Raw genomic sequence first — 15,971 nt, forward strand, 5'->3', positions numbered from 1 at the left:
GCGCGGTATTATGCCTGCTTTGTCCGGTGGCATGAAAAGTCTGCCCGTCGGAACGGCGTGTTTAGAGGAATATAGATGTCACCCTGGCTGACGGTAGTGGGAATCGGTGAAGACGGCTTCAAGGGCCTGGGCAAAAACGCCCGGCGTGCCCTGATGGGCGCCTCGCGGATCGTCGGTGGCCAGCGTCAACTGGATTTGCTGCCGGTGTGTATTCGCGGCGAGCGGCAGTTGTGGCCTAGCCCGTTTGCCCTCGCGCCGGTGCTGGAGCAACGTGGCGAAGCAGTCTGTGTGCTGGCCAGTGGTGATCCGATGTTCTACGGCGTCGGTGCCAGCCTCGCCCGCCAGGTGCCGAGCGAGGAAATGGTGATTCTGCCGGCACCGTCGTCCTGCTCACTGGCCGCCGCACGTCTCGGCTGGCCGTTGCAGGACGTGGTGACGCTGTCGCTGGTGGCCCGACCACTGGCCGCGCTCAATGCCCAATTGTTCAGTGGCGTGCGGTTGTTGTTGCTGAGCAACGACGGTCAGAGCCCGGCGGCGGTTGCGCAATTGCTCCGCGAGCGCGGTTTCGGTTCGAGTCGAATGAGCGTGCTGGAACATTTGGGGGGCAGCGCCGAACGTCGCGTCGACGCTAGCGCATCCGAGTGGAATGACCCGTTGATTGCCGATCTCAATGTGATCGCCATCGAATGCCTGGCCGATTCCGGCATTGGCGGCCTGTCGCGCCTCGCCGGGCTGCCCGACTCGGCATTCCAGCATGACGGCCAACTGACCAAGCGCGACGTGCGCGCCATCACCCTCGCCCGCCTCGCCCCGAGACCCGGCGAACTGCTCTGGGATGTCGGCGCCGGCAGCGGTTCGATCGGCATCGAGTGGATGCGCGCGCACCCGAGTTGCCGCGCCTTGGCCATCGAAGCCGATGATGGCCGTCAGCAATTGATCGAGCATAACCGCGATGCGCTGGGCGTGCCCGGCCTGCAGCTGATTCGCGGCAAAGCCCCGCAGGCATTGGCCGGACTGGAGCGCCCGGACGCGATTTTCATTGGCGGCGGCGTGACCCGTGAAGGCGTCTTCGAAACTTGCTGGGAACACCTCAAACCCGGTGGCCGACTGGTCGCCAACGCGGTGACCCTGCAAAGCGAAGTCACCCTGATGAGCTGGCGTGAACGTTACGGTGGCGAGCTGACGCGTATCCATGTTGCCCAGGCGCAGCCGCTCGGCGAGTTTGACACTTGGCGTCAGGCGTTGCCGATCACCCTGCTCGATCTGGTCAAACCCCTCGATGCGTGACGAAACCGCCGAACAACCCGCGCCTCTGCGCAGCGGCCTGACCACCGGCAGTTGCGCCACCGCCACCAGCCTCGCCGCCGCACGCCTGTTGCTCGGTGGGCTGTCGGCCGATGCCGTGCAAATTGTCTTGCCCAAAGGCAAGCAGGTGCAGATGCGCCTGGAGTTCTGCCGATTGACCGAGGACGGTGCCGAGGCCGGCACGATCAAGGATGCCGGCGACGATCCCGATGTGACCCACGGCGCCCTGCTCTATTCGCGGGTACGGCTGATAGCCGAGCCGGGCATTCGCTTCAATGCCGGTGCCGGCGTGGGCACCGTGACCCGGCCGGGACTGGTGCTCGGCGTCGGTGAGCCGGCGATCAATCCGGTGCCACGCAAAATGATCAGCGATCACCTGACACTGCTCGCCGCCGAGACCGGTTATGCCGGCGGTTTCGACGTCACGGTCAACGTCGAGGGCGGCGAAGCGCTGGCACTGAAAACCATGAACCCGCGTCTGGGCATTCTTGGCGGGCTGTCGATCCTCGGCACCAGCGGCATCGTCCGGCCGTTCTCCTGCGCGGCGTACATCGCCTCGATTCATCAGGGCATCGATGTGGCGAAAACCAACGGCTATCTGCACATCGCCGCCTGCACCGGCAACGCCAGTGAAGACACCATGCGCCGGGTCTACGATATGCCGGAAATCGCCCTGATCGAAATGGGCGACTTCGTCGGCGCGGTGCTCAAGCATTTACGCAAAGTACCTGTGGATAAACTCAGCCTGTGCGGCGGCTTCGGCAAGATCAGCAAACTGGCGGCCGGGCACATGGATCTGCATTCGCGGCATTCGAGTATCGATTTGCCGCAACTGGCGGAGTGGGCCGCCGCGATTGGCGCCGATGAGGCGTTGCAGCTAGGCATTCGTGAAGCCAATACCAGTCAGCAGGCGTTGGCGATGGCCAGTGCGGTGGGGATCGCGCTCGGCGATGAGGTCTGTCGCCATGCGTTGAATTTCGCCCGCAGCGTGGTGCCGGCGCAGGTGCAGGTCGAGGTGTTTGCGATTGATCGTCAGGGCGGCATTGTCGGGCATGCCGGAGGTTTTGCATGAAGCGGATTCTGCTGCTGGGCGGCGTCACGGAAGCGCTGGCGATTGCTCGCACGCTCGGGCCGGAACATATCTATAGCTTGGCGGGCGTTGGCCGGGTACCGACGGATCTGACCTGTCAGGTGCGCGTCGGTGGCTACGGTGGCGCCGAAGGTCTGGCGCAGTTCATTCGCGACGAAGGCATCGACCTGCTGCTCGACGCCACGCATCCCTATGCCGCACAGATCAGCCAGAACGCTGCGAACGCCGCACAACTGACCGGCATCCCTTGCTGGGCATTGCGCCGTCCGGCGTGGCAGCCGCAGCCCGGAGATGACTGGCGCGAAGTCAGCGACTGGGCTGAGCTGATCACTGCGCTCAAGCCGTTTCGCCGACCGCTGTTCACCCTCGGCCGCGAACCACTGCAGCACCTCAATGAAATCCCTCAGGATCAGTTCTGGACTCTGCGCGCCCTCGACGTCTACCCCGGCAACCAACGCTGCGAAGTCATCGGCGCGCGCGGGCCGTTTCTGCTTGAGGATGAGCGAGCGCTGTTCGAGCGGCGGCAGATCGATGTGTTGATCAGCAAGAACAGCGGCAGCACCGCGACCGAGCCGAAGCTGGAAGTGGCGCGCGAGCGTGGGATTCCGGTGCTGGTGTTGAAGCGGCCGGGGTTGCCGGGGGTTGATCGGGAGTTTGCCTCGATTGACGAAATTCTCGCTGCCCTCGCGACCTTCAATCGTATTTAAATCATTCGTAACGTCACTCCGGTGTACACAGATCATCTGGACGGCACACACAGTGTAGGAGTGAGCCTGCTCGCGATGACGTCAGCACAGCCAGCACCTCATTGCCTGACACACCGCTATCGCGAGCAGGCTCACTCCTACAACGTCCCGGGTTCGACTGAAGATCTGTCCTGCGTGATAAACGGGAGCAACGATTCGATTTGCCGGCGAAGACGTCGGGTCTTGCGGCATATGACTTGAATCCTACAAACGCGCCGGACACTGCCCACAACAACTTAACGAATCACTGACTATCGGCAGTCAGCGTCCACCTCTACGCTCAACGTCTTTGATTCCAAGGGCGTACACATTCAATGTCAGAGAAATTCTCCCGTTTCGACGTCAAGGATTACCTCAAAACACCTGCCGATCTTGGTCATTATATGAAGGGTTGTGAGATCGAAGACTCCGGCGATGGGCAGCTCAACCGAGTAGCGCTCCGAGACGTCAAGCAGACAATTCGCGCACGAATAGAAAGCGACTCGAATTTCGCCCAGGCAATGCGAATCGAAGCCGCTACACTCATTTACAACGGCGAAATCGAGCTGGGGCGCAGGCTTCTCAAGCTCTTGCACGAAGCGCTGCGACACCAAACCGCACGAGGCTTTTTTACTTATCGGCCCTGATCAGGCTAAATAGCCGCGCCTGATCGCCCACCCAATGGATCTGTCCCATGAACCGACACCGGCTAGCAATTGCCTGGATCGCCTGCTTTGCAGTGCTGTTCAACATGCTCGCCATGCCGATGACCGGGGCGATGGCGCAGGCGGCCAATTCACCGGCCGAACAATTGCTCTGGAGCAGTTTTTGCACCGGCAGCGGGACCAAGATGGTGGCGATCAACATCGGCACCACCGAGCAAAAAGCCCCGGGCAACGACACGCATTCGAACATGCAGCATTGCTGGTGCTGCTCGGGCTCGGCGCCATTGGTGGCGCTGCCGGGGCATTCGCCGCAGCTGTATTTCGCCCGCTACGAAAGCAATCGCAGCGTCGCGCCCGCCTTGCTGCAAACACCCACGCCGCGCCAGCAATGGCCGAGCCTCAATCCCCGCGCCTCCCCTCTGGTTTGATTTGTTCGCGCAATTGACCTGCGTTTCAAATCGTTCTGGAGAACTGCCATGTTGAACAAATTCATCGTAATCGCTGCGCTGCTGCTGCCGGCGTGCTTTGCCCATGCTCACGAATACAAGGCCGGCGAGCTGGAAATCGCTCATCCGTGGTCGCAAGAGCTGCCGCCGAATGCGCCGACGGTCGCCGCCTATTTCATCATTCACAACGCCGGCAAGACGAACGACCGCCTGCTCAGCGTCGACTCGCCCATCGCTGCAGAGGCGCAACTGCACGAACACGTCATGCAGGGCGATCTGATGAAGATGCAGCAAGTGCCTAGCGTGGAAATCCCGGCCGGCGGCAACGTGACGTTTGCGCCGATGGCCTATCACGTGATGCTGCTCAACCCGACCGATCGCAGCCTGCTCAGCGACGGCAAACGCTTCCCGCTGACCCTGCACTTCGAGAAGGCCGGTGACGTCACCGTCGACGTCTCGGTGCAGAAGAAACCGCCGGAAACCACGCAGGCTCACGCGCACGCTCAGTAAGCCCTCCGGCAGACTCCGCCCATGCGCCCGCTGTGCGCCAGGCCGCCACTGCAACGCCGTCAGACTCAACCCCTGACCCGCGGCAGCTGGATCGCTCTGTTCGCCATGTTGATGATCTTCATCGGCCCACTGATCTCTCAGTCGATGCCGATGGATCAACACGCCTCGACATCGATGCCGATGAGCATGGACATGTCGATGGCCATGCCGGGCATGGATCACAGTGGCCATGACGCGAAACCAAATGCCGAACACTGCCCGCCGCAATCCTCGCACCACGTGCTGTGGGAAAAGTGCGGCTATTGCAGCCTGCTGTTCAACTGCCCGGCGCTGACCGGTGGCGGCGATTTCGTTGCCTTCAATATTGCGCCGCTGAACACCTTCACCCCACCCTCCCCCCGCCTGGGCCACGCCCGGCAGACCTTCTTCCCCGGCGCCCGCACCCGCGCCCCGCCCATCGCCGCGTAAACACGCACCTTTGATTGCACACGGTTGAGAAGACAGCTCGAGGCTGCCGGCCGTGTCGTTTACGACTGTTTGATGGAAATTGTCATGTCCAGGTTTGCTGCTGTTCCACGCTCGGGTTCTGCCCCGGCGTCCTTCGCTTTGAACGAATCGCGGATTCGTTTCAGGCACGCTACCGCCGTCCTTTGCGGCGTCCTGCTGTCCCCGCTGGTGCTGGCCGATGATCACGCCGGCCACAATGATGAACTCAGTCCGACGGTGATCACCGCGATTGCGCCGAGCTCGCCGCTGACCATCGTCACCAATCCCAAGGACCCGCGCCAACCGGTGCCGGCCAGCGACGGCGGTGATTATCTGAAGACCATTCCGGGCTTCGCGCTGGTGCGCAATGGCGGCACCAACGGCGATCCAGTACTGCGCGGCATGTTCGGCTCACGTCTGAACATCCTTACCAACGGCAGCATGATGCTCGGTGCCTGCCCGGGTCGGATGGACGCACCGACCTCGTACATCTCGCCGGAGACCTACGACCAACTCACCGTGATCAAAGGCCCGCAAACCGTGCTTTGGGGTCCGGGCGCATCAGCGGGCACGGTGCTGTTTGATCGCGAGCCGGAAAGCTTCGGCGAACTCGGTACTCGAGTGAACGCCAGCGTACTGGCTGGTTCTCACGGACGCTTCGACAAAGTCGTCGATGCTGCTGCCGGCGGGCCGTTGGGCTACGTGCGAGTAATCGGCAACACCGCGCATTCCGACGACTACCGCGACGGCAACAACGACATCGTCGCCTCGCGTTACGACAAGTGGAACGGCGACGTCGCCGTCGGCTGGACCCCGGACGCCGACACCCTGATCGAACTCACCGCCGGCAAGGGCGACGGTGAAGCACGCTACGCCGGGCGCGGCATGGACGGCTCGCAGTTCCTGCGCGAAAGCCTCGGCCTGCGTTTCGAGAAATCCAACATCACTGACGTGCTGGAGAAACTCGAAGCGCAGGTCTACTACAACTACGCCGACCACGTGATGGACAACTACACCCTGCGCACACCGTCCGGCACCGGCATGATGGCAGGTCCCATGGCCTCCAACGTCGACCGCCGCACCCTCGGCGCGCGGATCAAGGCGACCTGGCGCTGGGCTGATATTCAACTGATCACCGGCCTCGATGCGCAGACCAACGAACACCGCCAACGCAGCGGCATGGGCATCGATACTTACAAGAATCAGCCGTACACCAAGGACGCCGACTTTCATGACTACGGCGTATTCAGCGAGATGACCTGGTACGCCGCCGACCGTGATCGCCTGATCACTGGCGCCCGCGTCGACCGCGCTTCGGCCAAGGATTATCGGCAGGCCTCTGGCTCGGGAATGATGAGCCGACCGAATCCGACCGCCGACGATACCCGCGCCGACACCCTGCCCAGCGGTTTCGTCCGCTACGAGCATGACTTGGCCGACAGCCCGACCACGCTTTATGCAGGGTTAGGCCACGCGCAGCGCTTCCCGGATTACTGGGAGCTGTTTTCGCCCAAGTCCGGCCCGGCGGGATCGGTCAACGCGTTCGATTCGATCAAACCGGAAAAAACCACGCAGCTGGATTTCGGCGTGAACTACAAGAGCGCCGAACTCGAAGCCTGGGCGTCGGGCTACGTCGGTGTGGTCCGCGACTACATCCTCTTCGACTACACGCCCGGGATGATGGGCATGAGCACCTCGCGCGCCGAGAACATCGACGCGCGAATCATGGGCGGTGAACTCGGTGCCGCGTACAAACTCACCGATCACTGGAAAGCCGATGCGACCCTGGCCTACGCCTGGGGCAAGAACAGCAGCGATGGCAAAGCCCTGCCGCAGATGCCGCCGCTGGATGCACGCTTCGGTCTGACCTATACCAAAGACAACTGGAGCGCCGGCGCACTGTGGAGGGTGGTTGCCGCACAAAACCGCATCGACCAGAACAAGGGCAACGTGGTCGGCAAGGATTACGACAAGAGTTCGGGCTTCGGCGTGTTCTCACTCAACGGTGCCTATCGGATCAACCAACACTGGAAGGTCAGCAGCGGCGTCGACAACCTGTTCGGCAAGGCTTACGCCGAACACCTGAACCTGGCGGGCAACGCCGGCTTCGGCTACCCGGCCAACGACCCGCAAGCGATCAATGAGCCGGGGCGCACGCTCTGGACCAAGGTCGACATGAGTTTCTAACAAGAAAAGTCAAAAGATCGCAGCCCGCATGTCCCCCTGTAGGAGCTGCCGAAGGCTGCGATCTCTTGATCTAAAAAAATTCGCCCAGCGGAGCACACGTGATGAAACAGCCCAAACCGAATTTCTACAACCTGGCCTGGCGTTGGCATTTTTACGCCGGTCTCTTCGTTGCCCCCTTCATGGTGATGCTGGCCCTGACCGGCATCATCTACCTGTTCAAACCGCAGCTCGATTCACTGATGTACAGCAGCCTGCTCAACGTCCCGGCCGGCCATCACACCGTCTCGGCCGATGACCTGCTGCAACGGGTGAAGAGCGCTTATCCACAAGGCCAGGTCACCCAATACCTGCCACCGGTCAACGCCGAACGCAGCGCGCAATTCGTCGTGACCAACGCCGGTCACGAACTCAATGTGTTCGTCGATCCGTACCACGGCGACATCCTTGGCGAACAGGATGCCAAGCAGAACCTGCAAGCCATCGCCCGCGCCATCCACGGAGAATTGATGATCGGCACCGTCGGTGATCGGCTCATCGAAATGGCCGCCGGTTGGGGCGTGGTGCTGGTGGTGTCCGGGCTGTTCCTGTGGTGGCCGCGCGGTCAGGCCGCAGGCATTTTGTGGCCACGGCTGAACAGTCGCGGTCGTGTGTTGTGGCGGGATCTGCACGCGGTCACCGGTTTCTGGGGCGCGACACTGCTGTTGGTGATGTTGCTCAGCGGCATGACCTGGACCGGTTTCTGGGGCAAGCAATACGCGCAAGTGTGGAACGTCTTCCCGGCAGCGATGTGGGACAACGTGCCGACCTCCGATGTTGAAGCCCGCAGCCTCAACAGCGCCACGCGCCAGACCGTGCCTTGGGCAATGGAAAACACGCCGATGCCGATGTCCGGCGACCACGCCGAACACATGGCCCACGGTGGTGCCAACGCAGGCCCGGCGGCACCGACCATCAGCCTGCAAAACGTGCAGAACATCGCCACCGGACACAACGTCGAACCCGGCTACAGCATCACGTTGCCGACCACCGCCACCGGCGTGTTCACCATCGCCGTGTTCGCCGATGACCCACGCAACGACGCCACCCTGCACGTCGATCAATACACCGGCAAAGTCCTCGCCGATGTGCGTTTCGAGCAGTACGGCGCAGTAGCGCGTGCCACGGAAATTGGCGTGATGCTTCACGAAGGCAAAATGTTCGGCACCTTCAATCAGATCGTTGTGCTGCTGATCTGCCTGATGATTCTGCTCAGTGCCGTCAGCGGCGTGGTGATCTGGTGGAAGCGCCGGCCACAGGGCAAAGTCGGCGTGCCGCCGCTGCGCCATGACCTGCCGAAGTGGAAAACCGGCGTGCTGATCATGCTCGCGCTGGCGGTGATTTTCCCGCTGGTGGGGGCTTCGCTGGTGGTGGTGTGGTTGCTGGATCGCCTGCTGCTGTCGCGCCTGAGCAGGCAAACCGAGTCCGCCTCGACCCCATCCTGATCCACCCCATACAGGAGCTGCCGCAGGCTGCGATCTTTTGATCTTGTTTTAAGAGCAAGATCAAAAGATCGCAGCCTTCGGCAGCTCCTACACATGATTTTTCGCGCCCCAAAGTGGCGCGACCGCATGCACCAACGCGCCCTGCGCGTCCCTTCGTGGTGCAGCGCAAAACCGCGCAAGCGCTCTAACACGACATTTTCCTGCCTGAACCCGACCGGGCACAGCCCTTGCAAAACACACCTTCAGTCGTCCGCATCTGCCAACCATAAAAAACTTTAACGTTCATGGAGATCGCACAATGAAGCGTCGCAGTTTGATCAAGGCTTTCACACTCTCGGCATCGATTGCCGCGATGGGCATGACCTGGACTGTCCAGGCCGCCGAGACCATCAAGGTCGGGATTCTGCATTCGTTGTCCGGCACCATGGCGATCTCCGAAACGTCGCTCAAAGATATGGCGCTGATGACCATCGACGAGATCAACGCCAAGGGCGGCGTCAACGGCAAGATGCTTGAGCCGGTGGTGGTTGACCCGGCATCGAACTGGCCGCTGTTCGCCGAAAAGGGCCGGCAGTTGCTGACTCAGGACAAGGTTGCCGTGGTGTTCGGCTGCTGGACCTCGGTGTCGCGTAAATCGGTGTTGCCGGTGTTCGAAGAGCTCAACGGCCTGCTGTTCTACCCGGTGCAATACGAAGGCGAAGAGATGTCGCCGAACGTCTTCTACACCGGCGCCGCGCCAAACCAGCAAGCGATCCCTGCTGTTGAATATCTGATGAGCGAAGAAGGCGGCAGCGCCAAACGCTACTTCCTGCTCGGCACCGACTACGTCTACCCGCGCACCACCAACAAAATCCTGCGTTCGTTCCTGCATTCCAAAGGCGTCGCCGACAAGGACATCGAAGAGGTCTACACGCCGTTCGGTCACAGCGACTATCAAACCATCGTCGCCAACATCAAAAAATTCTCGGCCGGCGGCAAGACTGCGGTCATCTCGACGGTCAACGGCGACTCCAACGTGCCGTTCTATAAAGAACTGGCCAACCAAGGCCTGAAAGCCACCGACGTACCGGTGGTGGCGTTCTCGGTCGGCGAAGAAGAACTGCGCGGCATCGACACCAAACCGCTGGTGGGCAACCTCGCGGCGTGGAACTACTTCGAATCCGTCGAAAACCCGCAGAACAAGAAATTCGTCGCTGACTGGAAAGCCTACGCGAAGAAACACAACCTGCCGGGCGCGGACAAAGCCGTGACCAACGACCCGATGGAAGCCACTTACGTCGGCATCCACATGTGGGCGCAGGCAGTTGAAAAAGCCAAATCCACTGACGTCGACAAGGTGCGTGAAGCGCTGGCCGGGCAGACGTTTGCGGCGCCGTCGGGCTACACGCTGACCATGGACAAGACCAACCACCACCTGCACAAACCGGTGATGATCGGCGAGATTCAGGCCGATGGTCAGTTCAACGTCGTGTGGCAGACCGAAGGGCCGATCCGTGCGCAACCGTGGAGCCCGTTCATTCAGGGCAACGACAAGAAGCCGGATTATGCGGTGAAGAGCAACTGAGTCACTGGATGTCGGGCTGACGAGGATTATCGGCCCGACACAATCCCCCTGTAGGAGTGAGTTTTTGTGGTGAGGGGATTTATCCCCGATCGGCTGCGAAGCAGTCGCGAAATCAGTCGACGCGATCATTCTGATACACCGCGACTGCTGGATTAGGGGCTGCTTCGCAACCCATCGGGGATAAATCCCCTCGCCACAAAAGCTCGATCCGACAATGTCCGCGTCAAGGCGACTGACTATGCCCACTGCTCTCTACCGCTTTATCTGTGCCATCGCACTGTTGCTGCCAATGCTCGCCCATGCCGGCGATGCCGGCGATGCCGAAGACTTCGTCGCGGCCAATCCCGTGCAACAGGCCAAACTGCTGGAAACCTGGGCCGCGCAGCCCGACCCGGCGCGTATCGAACTGATCAACGCCCTGCAACAAGGCGAGTTGACCATCGACGGCCAACCGAAAACCCTGCGCCTGAACAATCGCCTGCGGGGTCTGATCGACACCGCCATGGCCAGCCATCAATTGCTCGCTGCCGACGCCAAAATCCGTCTGACTGCCGCGCAGCAATTGCAGAAAAGCGCGAAACCCGCGCAGCTGAAATTCCTCGACCAGCAACTCGCTGGCGAAAAAGATGACAGCGTCCACGCCGCCCTCAGCCTGGCGCTGGCCAATCTGCAACTGGTCGACACTGACCCTACCGTGCGCCTCGCCGCCGTGCGATTGCTCGGCGAAACCGGCGATCCACTCGCCCGCACTCGCCTTGAAGGCTTGCTCGAACCCGGCGTCGAAGCCGACACCAACGTGCGCACCGCCGCCGAAACCAGTCTCGCCCAGGTCAAACGCAAACTGCTGATCGGCGAGATCCTCGGTCAGGCCTTCAGCGGCATGTCCCTCGGTTCGATCCTGCTGTTGGCGGCACTCGGTCTGGCGATCACGTTCGGCCTGCTCGGCGTGATCAACATGGCCCACGGCGAGATGCTGATGCTCGGCGCCTACTCGACGTATGTGGTGCAACTGATGTTCCAGCGCTACGCACCGCAAGCGATTGAGTTCTACCCGTTGATCGCGCTGCCGGTGGCGTTCTTCGTCACGGCGGCAATCGGCATGGCACTGGAGCGCACGGTGATTCGTCACCTCTATGGCCGACCACTGGAAACCCTGCTCGCCACGTGGGGCATCAGCCTGATGCTGATTCAACTGGTGCGCCTGTTGTTCGGCGCGCAGAACGTTGAAGTCGCCAACCCGGCGTGGCTGTCCGGCGGTATTCAAGTGCTGCCGAATCTGGTGCTGCCGTACAACCGCATCGTCATCATCGCTTTCGCACTGTTCGTCGTCGTGCTGACGTGGCTGCTGCTGAACAAAACGCGCTTGGGCCTCAACGTCCGCGCCGTTACCCAGAACCGCAACATGGCGGCTTGCTGCGGTGTGCCGACCGGTCGCGTCGACATGCTCGCCTTCGGTCTCGGCTCGGGCATCGCCGGCCTCGGCGGTGTGGCGCTGAGCCAGATCGGCAACGTCGGCCCGGACCTCGGCCAGAGCTACATCATCGATTCATTCCTGGTGGTGGTACTCGGCGGCGTCGGCCAGTTGGCCGGTAGCGTGCTCGCGGCATTTGGTTTGGGCATCGCCAACAAAATTCTCGAACCGCAGATCGGTGCGGTGCTCGGCAAGATCCTGATCCTCGCGCTGATCATTCTGTTTATCCAGAAACGTCCGCAAGGCCTCTTCGCACTGAAAGGACGGGTGATCGACTGATGAACCAGCCTCTGTTAGTCACGGCCACGCAAAAGGCCGGGCCGAAAGTCACCATTGCCATCGGTGCGGTAATCCTCGCCCTGCTGATCGCCTTGCCGCTGCTGTCGTTGTTGTCGCCCGACAATGCGCTGCACATCTCGGCGTACACGCTGACGCTGGTCGGCAAAATCCTCTGCTACGCCATCGTCGCTTTGGCGCTGGATCTGGTCTGGGGTTACGCCGGTTTGCTGTCACTGGGCCACGGTCTGTTCTTCGCCCTCGGCGGCTACGCGATGGGCATGTACCTGATGCGTCAGGCTGCCGGCGATGGTCTGCCGGCGTTCATGACCTTCCTGTCGTGGAGCGAATTGCCATGGTACTGGACCGGCACCAGCAGCTTCCTCTGGGCGATGTGTCTGGTGGTGTTGGCCCCGGGTTTGCTGGCGCTGGTGTTCGGTTTCTTCGCCTTCCGTTCGCGGATCAAAGGCGTGTATTTCTCGATCATGACCCAGGCCCTGACCTTCGCCGGCATGCTCCTGTTTTTCCGCAACGAGACCGGGTTTGGCGGCAACAACGGCTTCACCAATTTCCGCACGATTCTCGGTTTCGGCATCACTGAACCGGGCACCCGTGCGGTGCTGTTTCTGGCCACGGTGTTGTTGCTGGTAGCGAGCCTGTTCATCGGTTGGCGTTTGGCGCAGAGCAAGTTCGGTCGCGTGCTGACCGCGTTGCGCGATGCGGAAAACCGCTTGATGTTCTGCGGCTACGATCCGCGCGGTTTCAAGCTGTTCGTGTGGGTGTTGAGTGCGGTGTTGTGCGGTCTGGCCGGCGCCTTGTATGTGCCGCAAGTGGGCATCATCAACCCGAGCGAAATGTCGCCGACCAACTCGATTGAAGCGGCGGTCTGGGTTGCCCTTGGCGGGCGCGGCACGTTGATCGGCCCGCTGCTCGGCGCCGGTGTGGTCAACGGCATGAAGAGCTGGTTCACCGTGGCGTTCCCGGAATACTGGCTGTTCTTCCTTGGCGCGCTGTTCATCGTCGTGACGCTGTACCTGCCCAAAGGCGTGATCGGTCTGCTGAAGAAACGAGGTGAACAATGAGAGTCACGGCGAGCGCTGAATTCATGTTGGAGCCAGCCTTTTTCCCTGTCGAGCCGAACAAGGACGCCGGCACCAGCCGCGACTCGATCGGCCTTGGCCAACGCGTCGGCCCGGGCCTCGACACACGTCACGGCACCATCCTCACCCTGGAAGACATCAGCGTCAGCTTCGATGGCTTTCGTGCGCTGAATAATCTGAATCTGTACATCGGCGTCGGCGAATTGCGCTGCATCATCGGCCCCAACGGTGCGGGCAAAACCACGCTGATGGACGTGATCACCGGCAAGACTCGCCCGAGTCACGGCAAGGCGTGGTTCGGCGAAACGCTGGATCTGACGCAAATGAGCGAAGTGCAAATCGCTCAGGCCGGCATCGGTCGCAAGTTCCAGAAGCCAACGGTGTTCGAGGCTTTGAGCGTGTTTGAAAACCTCGAACTGGCGCAGAAAACCGACAAGTCGGTCTGGGCCAGTTTGCGTGCGCGACTGAGTGGTGAGCAGAAGGATCGCATCAGCGAAGTGCTGGAGACGATTCGCCTGACCACCTCGGTCAATCGCCCGGCAGGGTTGTTGTCCCACGGGCAGAAGCAGTTTCTCGAGATCGGCATGTTGCTGATGCAAGACCCGCAACTGTTGCTGCTCGATGAGCCGGTGGCGGGGATGACCGATGCAGAAACCGAGTTCACCGCCGAGTTGTTCAAGAGCCTGGCGGGCAAGCATTCGCTGATGGTGGTGGAGCATGACATGGGCTTTGTCGGCTCCATTGCGGACCATGTCACCGTGCTGCACCAAGGCAGCGTGCTGGCCGAAGGCTCGCTTGAGCAAGTGCAGGAAAACGAGCGCGTGATCGAGGTCTACCTCGGCCGCTGAAGACCTAGATCGTTCCCACGCTCTGCGTGGGAATGCATCCCGTGACGCTCCGCGTCACACAAAAGCGGACGCAGAGCGTCCATGTCGGCATTCCCACGCAGAGCGTGGGAACGATCACCGGGGGAGATTTTGGACATGCTGCAAGTCGACAAGCTGCACCAGTATTACGGCGGTAGCCACATCCTGCGCGGTCTTTCGTTCGAGGCAAAAGTCGGCGAAGTCACCTGCCTGCTCGGCCGTAACGGCGTCGGCAAGACCACCCTGCTCAAATGCCTGATGGGCTTGCTGCCGGCCAAACAAGGCGCGGTGAACTGGGAAGGCAAACCGATCACCACCTTCAAGCCGCACCAGCGTGTTCACGCCGGAATTGCCTACGTACCGCAGGGCCGGGAAATCTTCGGGCGCCTGACCGTGGAAGAAAACCTGTTGATGGGCCTGTCGCGCTTTCCCGGCAGTGAAGCCAAAGAAGTGCCAAGTTTCATTTATGAATTGTTCCCGGTGCTGCTACAAATGAAGCAGCGTCGCGGCGGTGATCTTTCTGGCGGTCAGCAACAGCAATTGGCGATTGGTCGCGCACTGGCCAGCCGTCCGCGTTTGCTGATCCTCGACGAGCCCACCGAAGGCATTCAACCGTCGGTGATCAAAGAGATCGGCGCGGTGATCAAGAAACTCGCGGAACGCGGCGACATGGCGATTCTGCTAGTCGAGCAGTTCTACGATTTCGCCGCGGAGCTGGCCGATCAGTACCTGGTGATGTCCCGGGGCGAAATCGTGCAGCAGGGTCGCGGTGAAAACATGGAAGCCGAGGGTGTGCGCGGGCTGGTAACGATCTAGTACAACGAACTAATCTGTAGCTTCCTAACGATAATTACACACCATGAATTCGACTGTTGCACCTGCCCTGTTTACCCCGAGCTGGCACGCCGAGCTGGAACTCGCCTACGCCCGTTTCGGCGACTGCACACGTCCGGTCATGCGTCGGCACCTCGGCCCGCTGCGGGTGCAAAAGCACCTGTACGCCGAAGGCCCCGAAGTCTGCCAGCACATCATCGTCCACCCGCCGGGCGGGATTGCCGGCGGTGATCGTCTCGATATCAGCGCCCGCGTCGAACCAGGCGCCTGGGCACAGATCACCAGCCCCGGCGCGGCCAAGTGGTATCGCGCAGGCGGGCCGGCCTACCAGAAGCTCGATTTGAAAGTGGCTGCCGGGGCGACGCTCGAATGGCTGCCACAGGAAACCATCGTCTACAGCGCCGCCCAGGCTGAGCTGAGCACGTCGATTGATCTTGAAGGTGATGCGCGGCTGTTTTACTGGGACGTGGTGGCGTTGGGTCGCCCGGCCAGTGGCGAGCGCTTTGATCGCGGACATTTTCAGGCGCATCTGGATATTCGCCGCGACGGCCGATTGCTCTGGCATGAGCGCCAGCGCATTGTCGGCGGTGATGGTTTGCTTGATTCGCCGATCGGGCTGGATGGCCATCCGGTGTTTGCGACGTTGTTGGTAACCGGTGAGATTGATGCTGAGCTGCTCGAGCGCTGCCGCTCGCTGGGCCATGACGTGCGCGGGGATTTGACCCAGTTGCCCGGCCTGTTGGTTGCTCGTTGCCTGGCAGGCGAGGCGCTGTTGGCACGCGCCTGGCTCATCGATTTATGGCGCTTGCTACGCCCGGTGCTGCTGGACCGCGAAGCCCAGCCCCCCCGAATCTGGAACACCTGAAATGCATTCCCCTGTAGGAGCTGCCGAGTGAAACGAGGCTGCGATCTTTTGATCCTCAACAGCAAGATCAAAAGATCGCAGCCTGCGGCAGCTCCTACAG

15 protein-coding genes are annotated in these 15,971 nt (G+C 61.4%); all 15 read left to right on the top strand.

The genetic code is table 11. From position 1 onward, the window contains the following. The first annotated feature begins 75 nt into the window (after window positions 1-75). The 15 genes from cbiE (at window position 76) to ACZZ0B_RS23130 (ending at window position 15,871) form a co-directional block, all read left to right on the top strand. Entirely contained in the window at window positions 76-1,287 is a 1,212-nt protein-coding gene (cbiE, locus tag ACZZ0B_RS23060; RefSeq protein ID WP_463546313.1) for a precorrin-6y C5,15-methyltransferase (decarboxylating) subunit CbiE, read from the top strand. Further along, window positions 1,280-2,377, top strand: a complete 1,098-nt coding sequence (locus ACZZ0B_RS23065) for a cobalt-precorrin-5B (C(1))-methyltransferase (RefSeq protein WP_463546314.1) — start codon at window positions 1,280-1,282, stop codon at window positions 2,375-2,377. Before cbiE ends, ACZZ0B_RS23065 begins: the two co-directional genes overlap by 8 nt. After that, window positions 2,374-3,102 carry a cobalt-precorrin-6A reductase gene (locus ACZZ0B_RS23070; protein ID WP_463546315.1) on the top strand — a complete coding sequence of 243 codons (729 nt, stop codon included), beginning with the start codon at window positions 2,374-2,376 and terminating at the stop codon, window positions 3,100-3,102. The genes ACZZ0B_RS23065 and ACZZ0B_RS23070 overlap by 4 nt, the downstream gene beginning before the upstream one ends. A 353-nt stretch (window positions 3,103-3,455) precedes the next feature. Next, window positions 3,456-3,767 (top strand): hypothetical protein, encoded by a 312-nt coding sequence (locus tag ACZZ0B_RS23075; protein ID WP_463546316.1) that lies wholly within the window; start codon window positions 3,456-3,458, stop codon window positions 3,765-3,767. Window positions 3,768-3,814: 47 nt separating this feature from the next. After that, window positions 3,815-4,213: a DUF2946 domain-containing protein gene (locus tag ACZZ0B_RS23080; protein ID WP_440094951.1), complete on the top strand. Its 399-nt coding sequence runs from the start codon at window positions 3,815-3,817 to the stop codon at window positions 4,211-4,213. A 48-nt stretch (window positions 4,214-4,261) separates the two neighbouring features. Then, window positions 4,262-4,741: a copper chaperone PCu(A)C gene (locus ACZZ0B_RS23085; protein ID WP_463546317.1), complete on the top strand. Its 480-nt coding sequence runs from the start codon at window positions 4,262-4,264 to the stop codon at window positions 4,739-4,741. Window positions 4,742-4,762: 21 nt separating this feature from the next. Next, the gene (locus ACZZ0B_RS23090) at window positions 4,763-5,209 is read left to right on the top strand and encodes a DUF2946 domain-containing protein (protein WP_463546318.1); all 447 of its coding nucleotides are present in this window, start codon (window positions 4,763-4,765) and stop codon (window positions 5,207-5,209) included. Window positions 5,210-5,293: 84 nt separating this feature from the next. Continuing rightward, complete coding sequence (locus ACZZ0B_RS23095) at window positions 5,294-7,414, top strand: TonB-dependent copper receptor (protein ID WP_463546319.1); 2,121 nt, start codon at window positions 5,294-5,296, stop codon at window positions 7,412-7,414. Window positions 7,415-7,515: 101 nt separating this feature from the next. Next, entirely contained in the window at window positions 7,516-8,895 is a 1,380-nt protein-coding gene (locus tag ACZZ0B_RS23100) for a PepSY-associated TM helix domain-containing protein (RefSeq protein ID WP_463546320.1), read from the top strand. 298 nt (window positions 8,896-9,193) lie between these two features. Beyond that, window positions 9,194-10,459 carry an urea ABC transporter substrate-binding protein gene (urtA, locus tag ACZZ0B_RS23105; RefSeq protein WP_397482639.1) on the top strand — a complete coding sequence of 422 codons (1,266 nt, stop codon included), beginning with the start codon at window positions 9,194-9,196 and terminating at the stop codon, window positions 10,457-10,459. A 238-nt stretch (window positions 10,460-10,697) separates the two neighbouring features. Then, window positions 10,698-12,209, top strand: coding sequence for an urea ABC transporter permease subunit UrtB (urtB, locus tag ACZZ0B_RS23110; RefSeq protein ID WP_463546321.1), 1,512 nt, complete (start codon window positions 10,698-10,700; stop codon window positions 12,207-12,209). Further along, on the top strand, window positions 12,209-13,288 hold the full coding sequence (urtC, locus tag ACZZ0B_RS23115; RefSeq protein ID WP_008078130.1) for an urea ABC transporter permease subunit UrtC: 1,080 nt from the start codon (window positions 12,209-12,211) through the stop codon (window positions 13,286-13,288). The genes urtB and urtC overlap by 1 nt, the downstream gene beginning before the upstream one ends. Beyond that, window positions 13,285-14,154: an urea ABC transporter ATP-binding protein UrtD gene (gene urtD / locus ACZZ0B_RS23120; protein WP_008078129.1), complete on the top strand. Its 870-nt coding sequence runs from the start codon at window positions 13,285-13,287 to the stop codon at window positions 14,152-14,154. The genes urtC and urtD overlap by 4 nt, the downstream gene beginning before the upstream one ends. Before the next feature lie 135 nt (window positions 14,155-14,289). After that, a complete protein-coding gene (gene urtE, locus ACZZ0B_RS23125) occupies window positions 14,290-14,988 on the top strand; it encodes an urea ABC transporter ATP-binding subunit UrtE (RefSeq protein ID WP_463546322.1) in 699 nt (232 codons plus the stop codon). A gap of 43 nt (window positions 14,989-15,031) precedes the next feature. Continuing rightward, the gene (locus ACZZ0B_RS23130; RefSeq protein WP_463546323.1) at window positions 15,032-15,871 is read left to right on the top strand and encodes an urease accessory protein UreD; all 840 of its coding nucleotides are present in this window, start codon (window positions 15,032-15,034) and stop codon (window positions 15,869-15,871) included. Window positions 15,872-15,971: the final 100 nt, after the last annotated feature.

The sequence above is a fragment of the Pseudomonas sp. AC247 genome (assembly GCF_979258015.1).

What these genes read in the sequence shown, in the direction of transcription:
- ACZZ0B_RS23080 (WP_440094951.1), top strand. Translation starts at nt 3,815, where the DNA reads ATGAACCGACACCGGCTAGCAATTGCCTGGATCGCCTGCTTTGCAGTG.
- ACZZ0B_RS23095 (WP_463546319.1), top strand. Translation starts at nt 5,294, where the DNA reads ATGTCCAGGTTTGCTGCTGTTCCACGCTCGGGTTCTGCCCCGGCGTCC.
- ACZZ0B_RS23070 (WP_463546315.1), top strand. Translation starts at nt 2,374, where the DNA reads ATGAAGCGGATTCTGCTGCTGGGCGGCGTCACGGAAGCGCTGGCGATT.
- urtC (WP_008078130.1), top strand. Translation starts at nt 12,209, where the DNA reads ATGAACCAGCCTCTGTTAGTCACGGCCACGCAAAAGGCCGGGCCGAAA.
- ACZZ0B_RS23100 (WP_463546320.1), top strand. Translation starts at nt 7,516, where the DNA reads ATGAAACAGCCCAAACCGAATTTCTACAACCTGGCCTGGCGTTGGCAT.
- ACZZ0B_RS23065 (WP_463546314.1), top strand. Translation starts at nt 1,280, where the DNA reads ATGCGTGACGAAACCGCCGAACAACCCGCGCCTCTGCGCAGCGGCCTG.
- ACZZ0B_RS23075 (WP_463546316.1), top strand. Translation starts at nt 3,456, where the DNA reads ATGTCAGAGAAATTCTCCCGTTTCGACGTCAAGGATTACCTCAAAACA.
- cbiE (WP_463546313.1), top strand. Translation starts at nt 76, where the DNA reads ATGTCACCCTGGCTGACGGTAGTGGGAATCGGTGAAGACGGCTTCAAG.
- urtD (WP_008078129.1), top strand. Translation starts at nt 13,285, where the DNA reads ATGAGAGTCACGGCGAGCGCTGAATTCATGTTGGAGCCAGCCTTTTTC.
- urtE (WP_463546322.1), top strand. Translation starts at nt 14,290, where the DNA reads ATGCTGCAAGTCGACAAGCTGCACCAGTATTACGGCGGTAGCCACATC.
- ACZZ0B_RS23090 (WP_463546318.1), top strand. Translation starts at nt 4,763, where the DNA reads ATGCGCCCGCTGTGCGCCAGGCCGCCACTGCAACGCCGTCAGACTCAA.
- ACZZ0B_RS23085 (WP_463546317.1), top strand. Translation starts at nt 4,262, where the DNA reads ATGTTGAACAAATTCATCGTAATCGCTGCGCTGCTGCTGCCGGCGTGC.
- ACZZ0B_RS23130 (WP_463546323.1), top strand. Translation starts at nt 15,032, where the DNA reads ATGAATTCGACTGTTGCACCTGCCCTGTTTACCCCGAGCTGGCACGCC.
- urtA (WP_397482639.1), top strand. Translation starts at nt 9,194, where the DNA reads ATGAAGCGTCGCAGTTTGATCAAGGCTTTCACACTCTCGGCATCGATT.
- urtB (WP_463546321.1), top strand. Translation starts at nt 10,698, where the DNA reads ATGCCCACTGCTCTCTACCGCTTTATCTGTGCCATCGCACTGTTGCTG.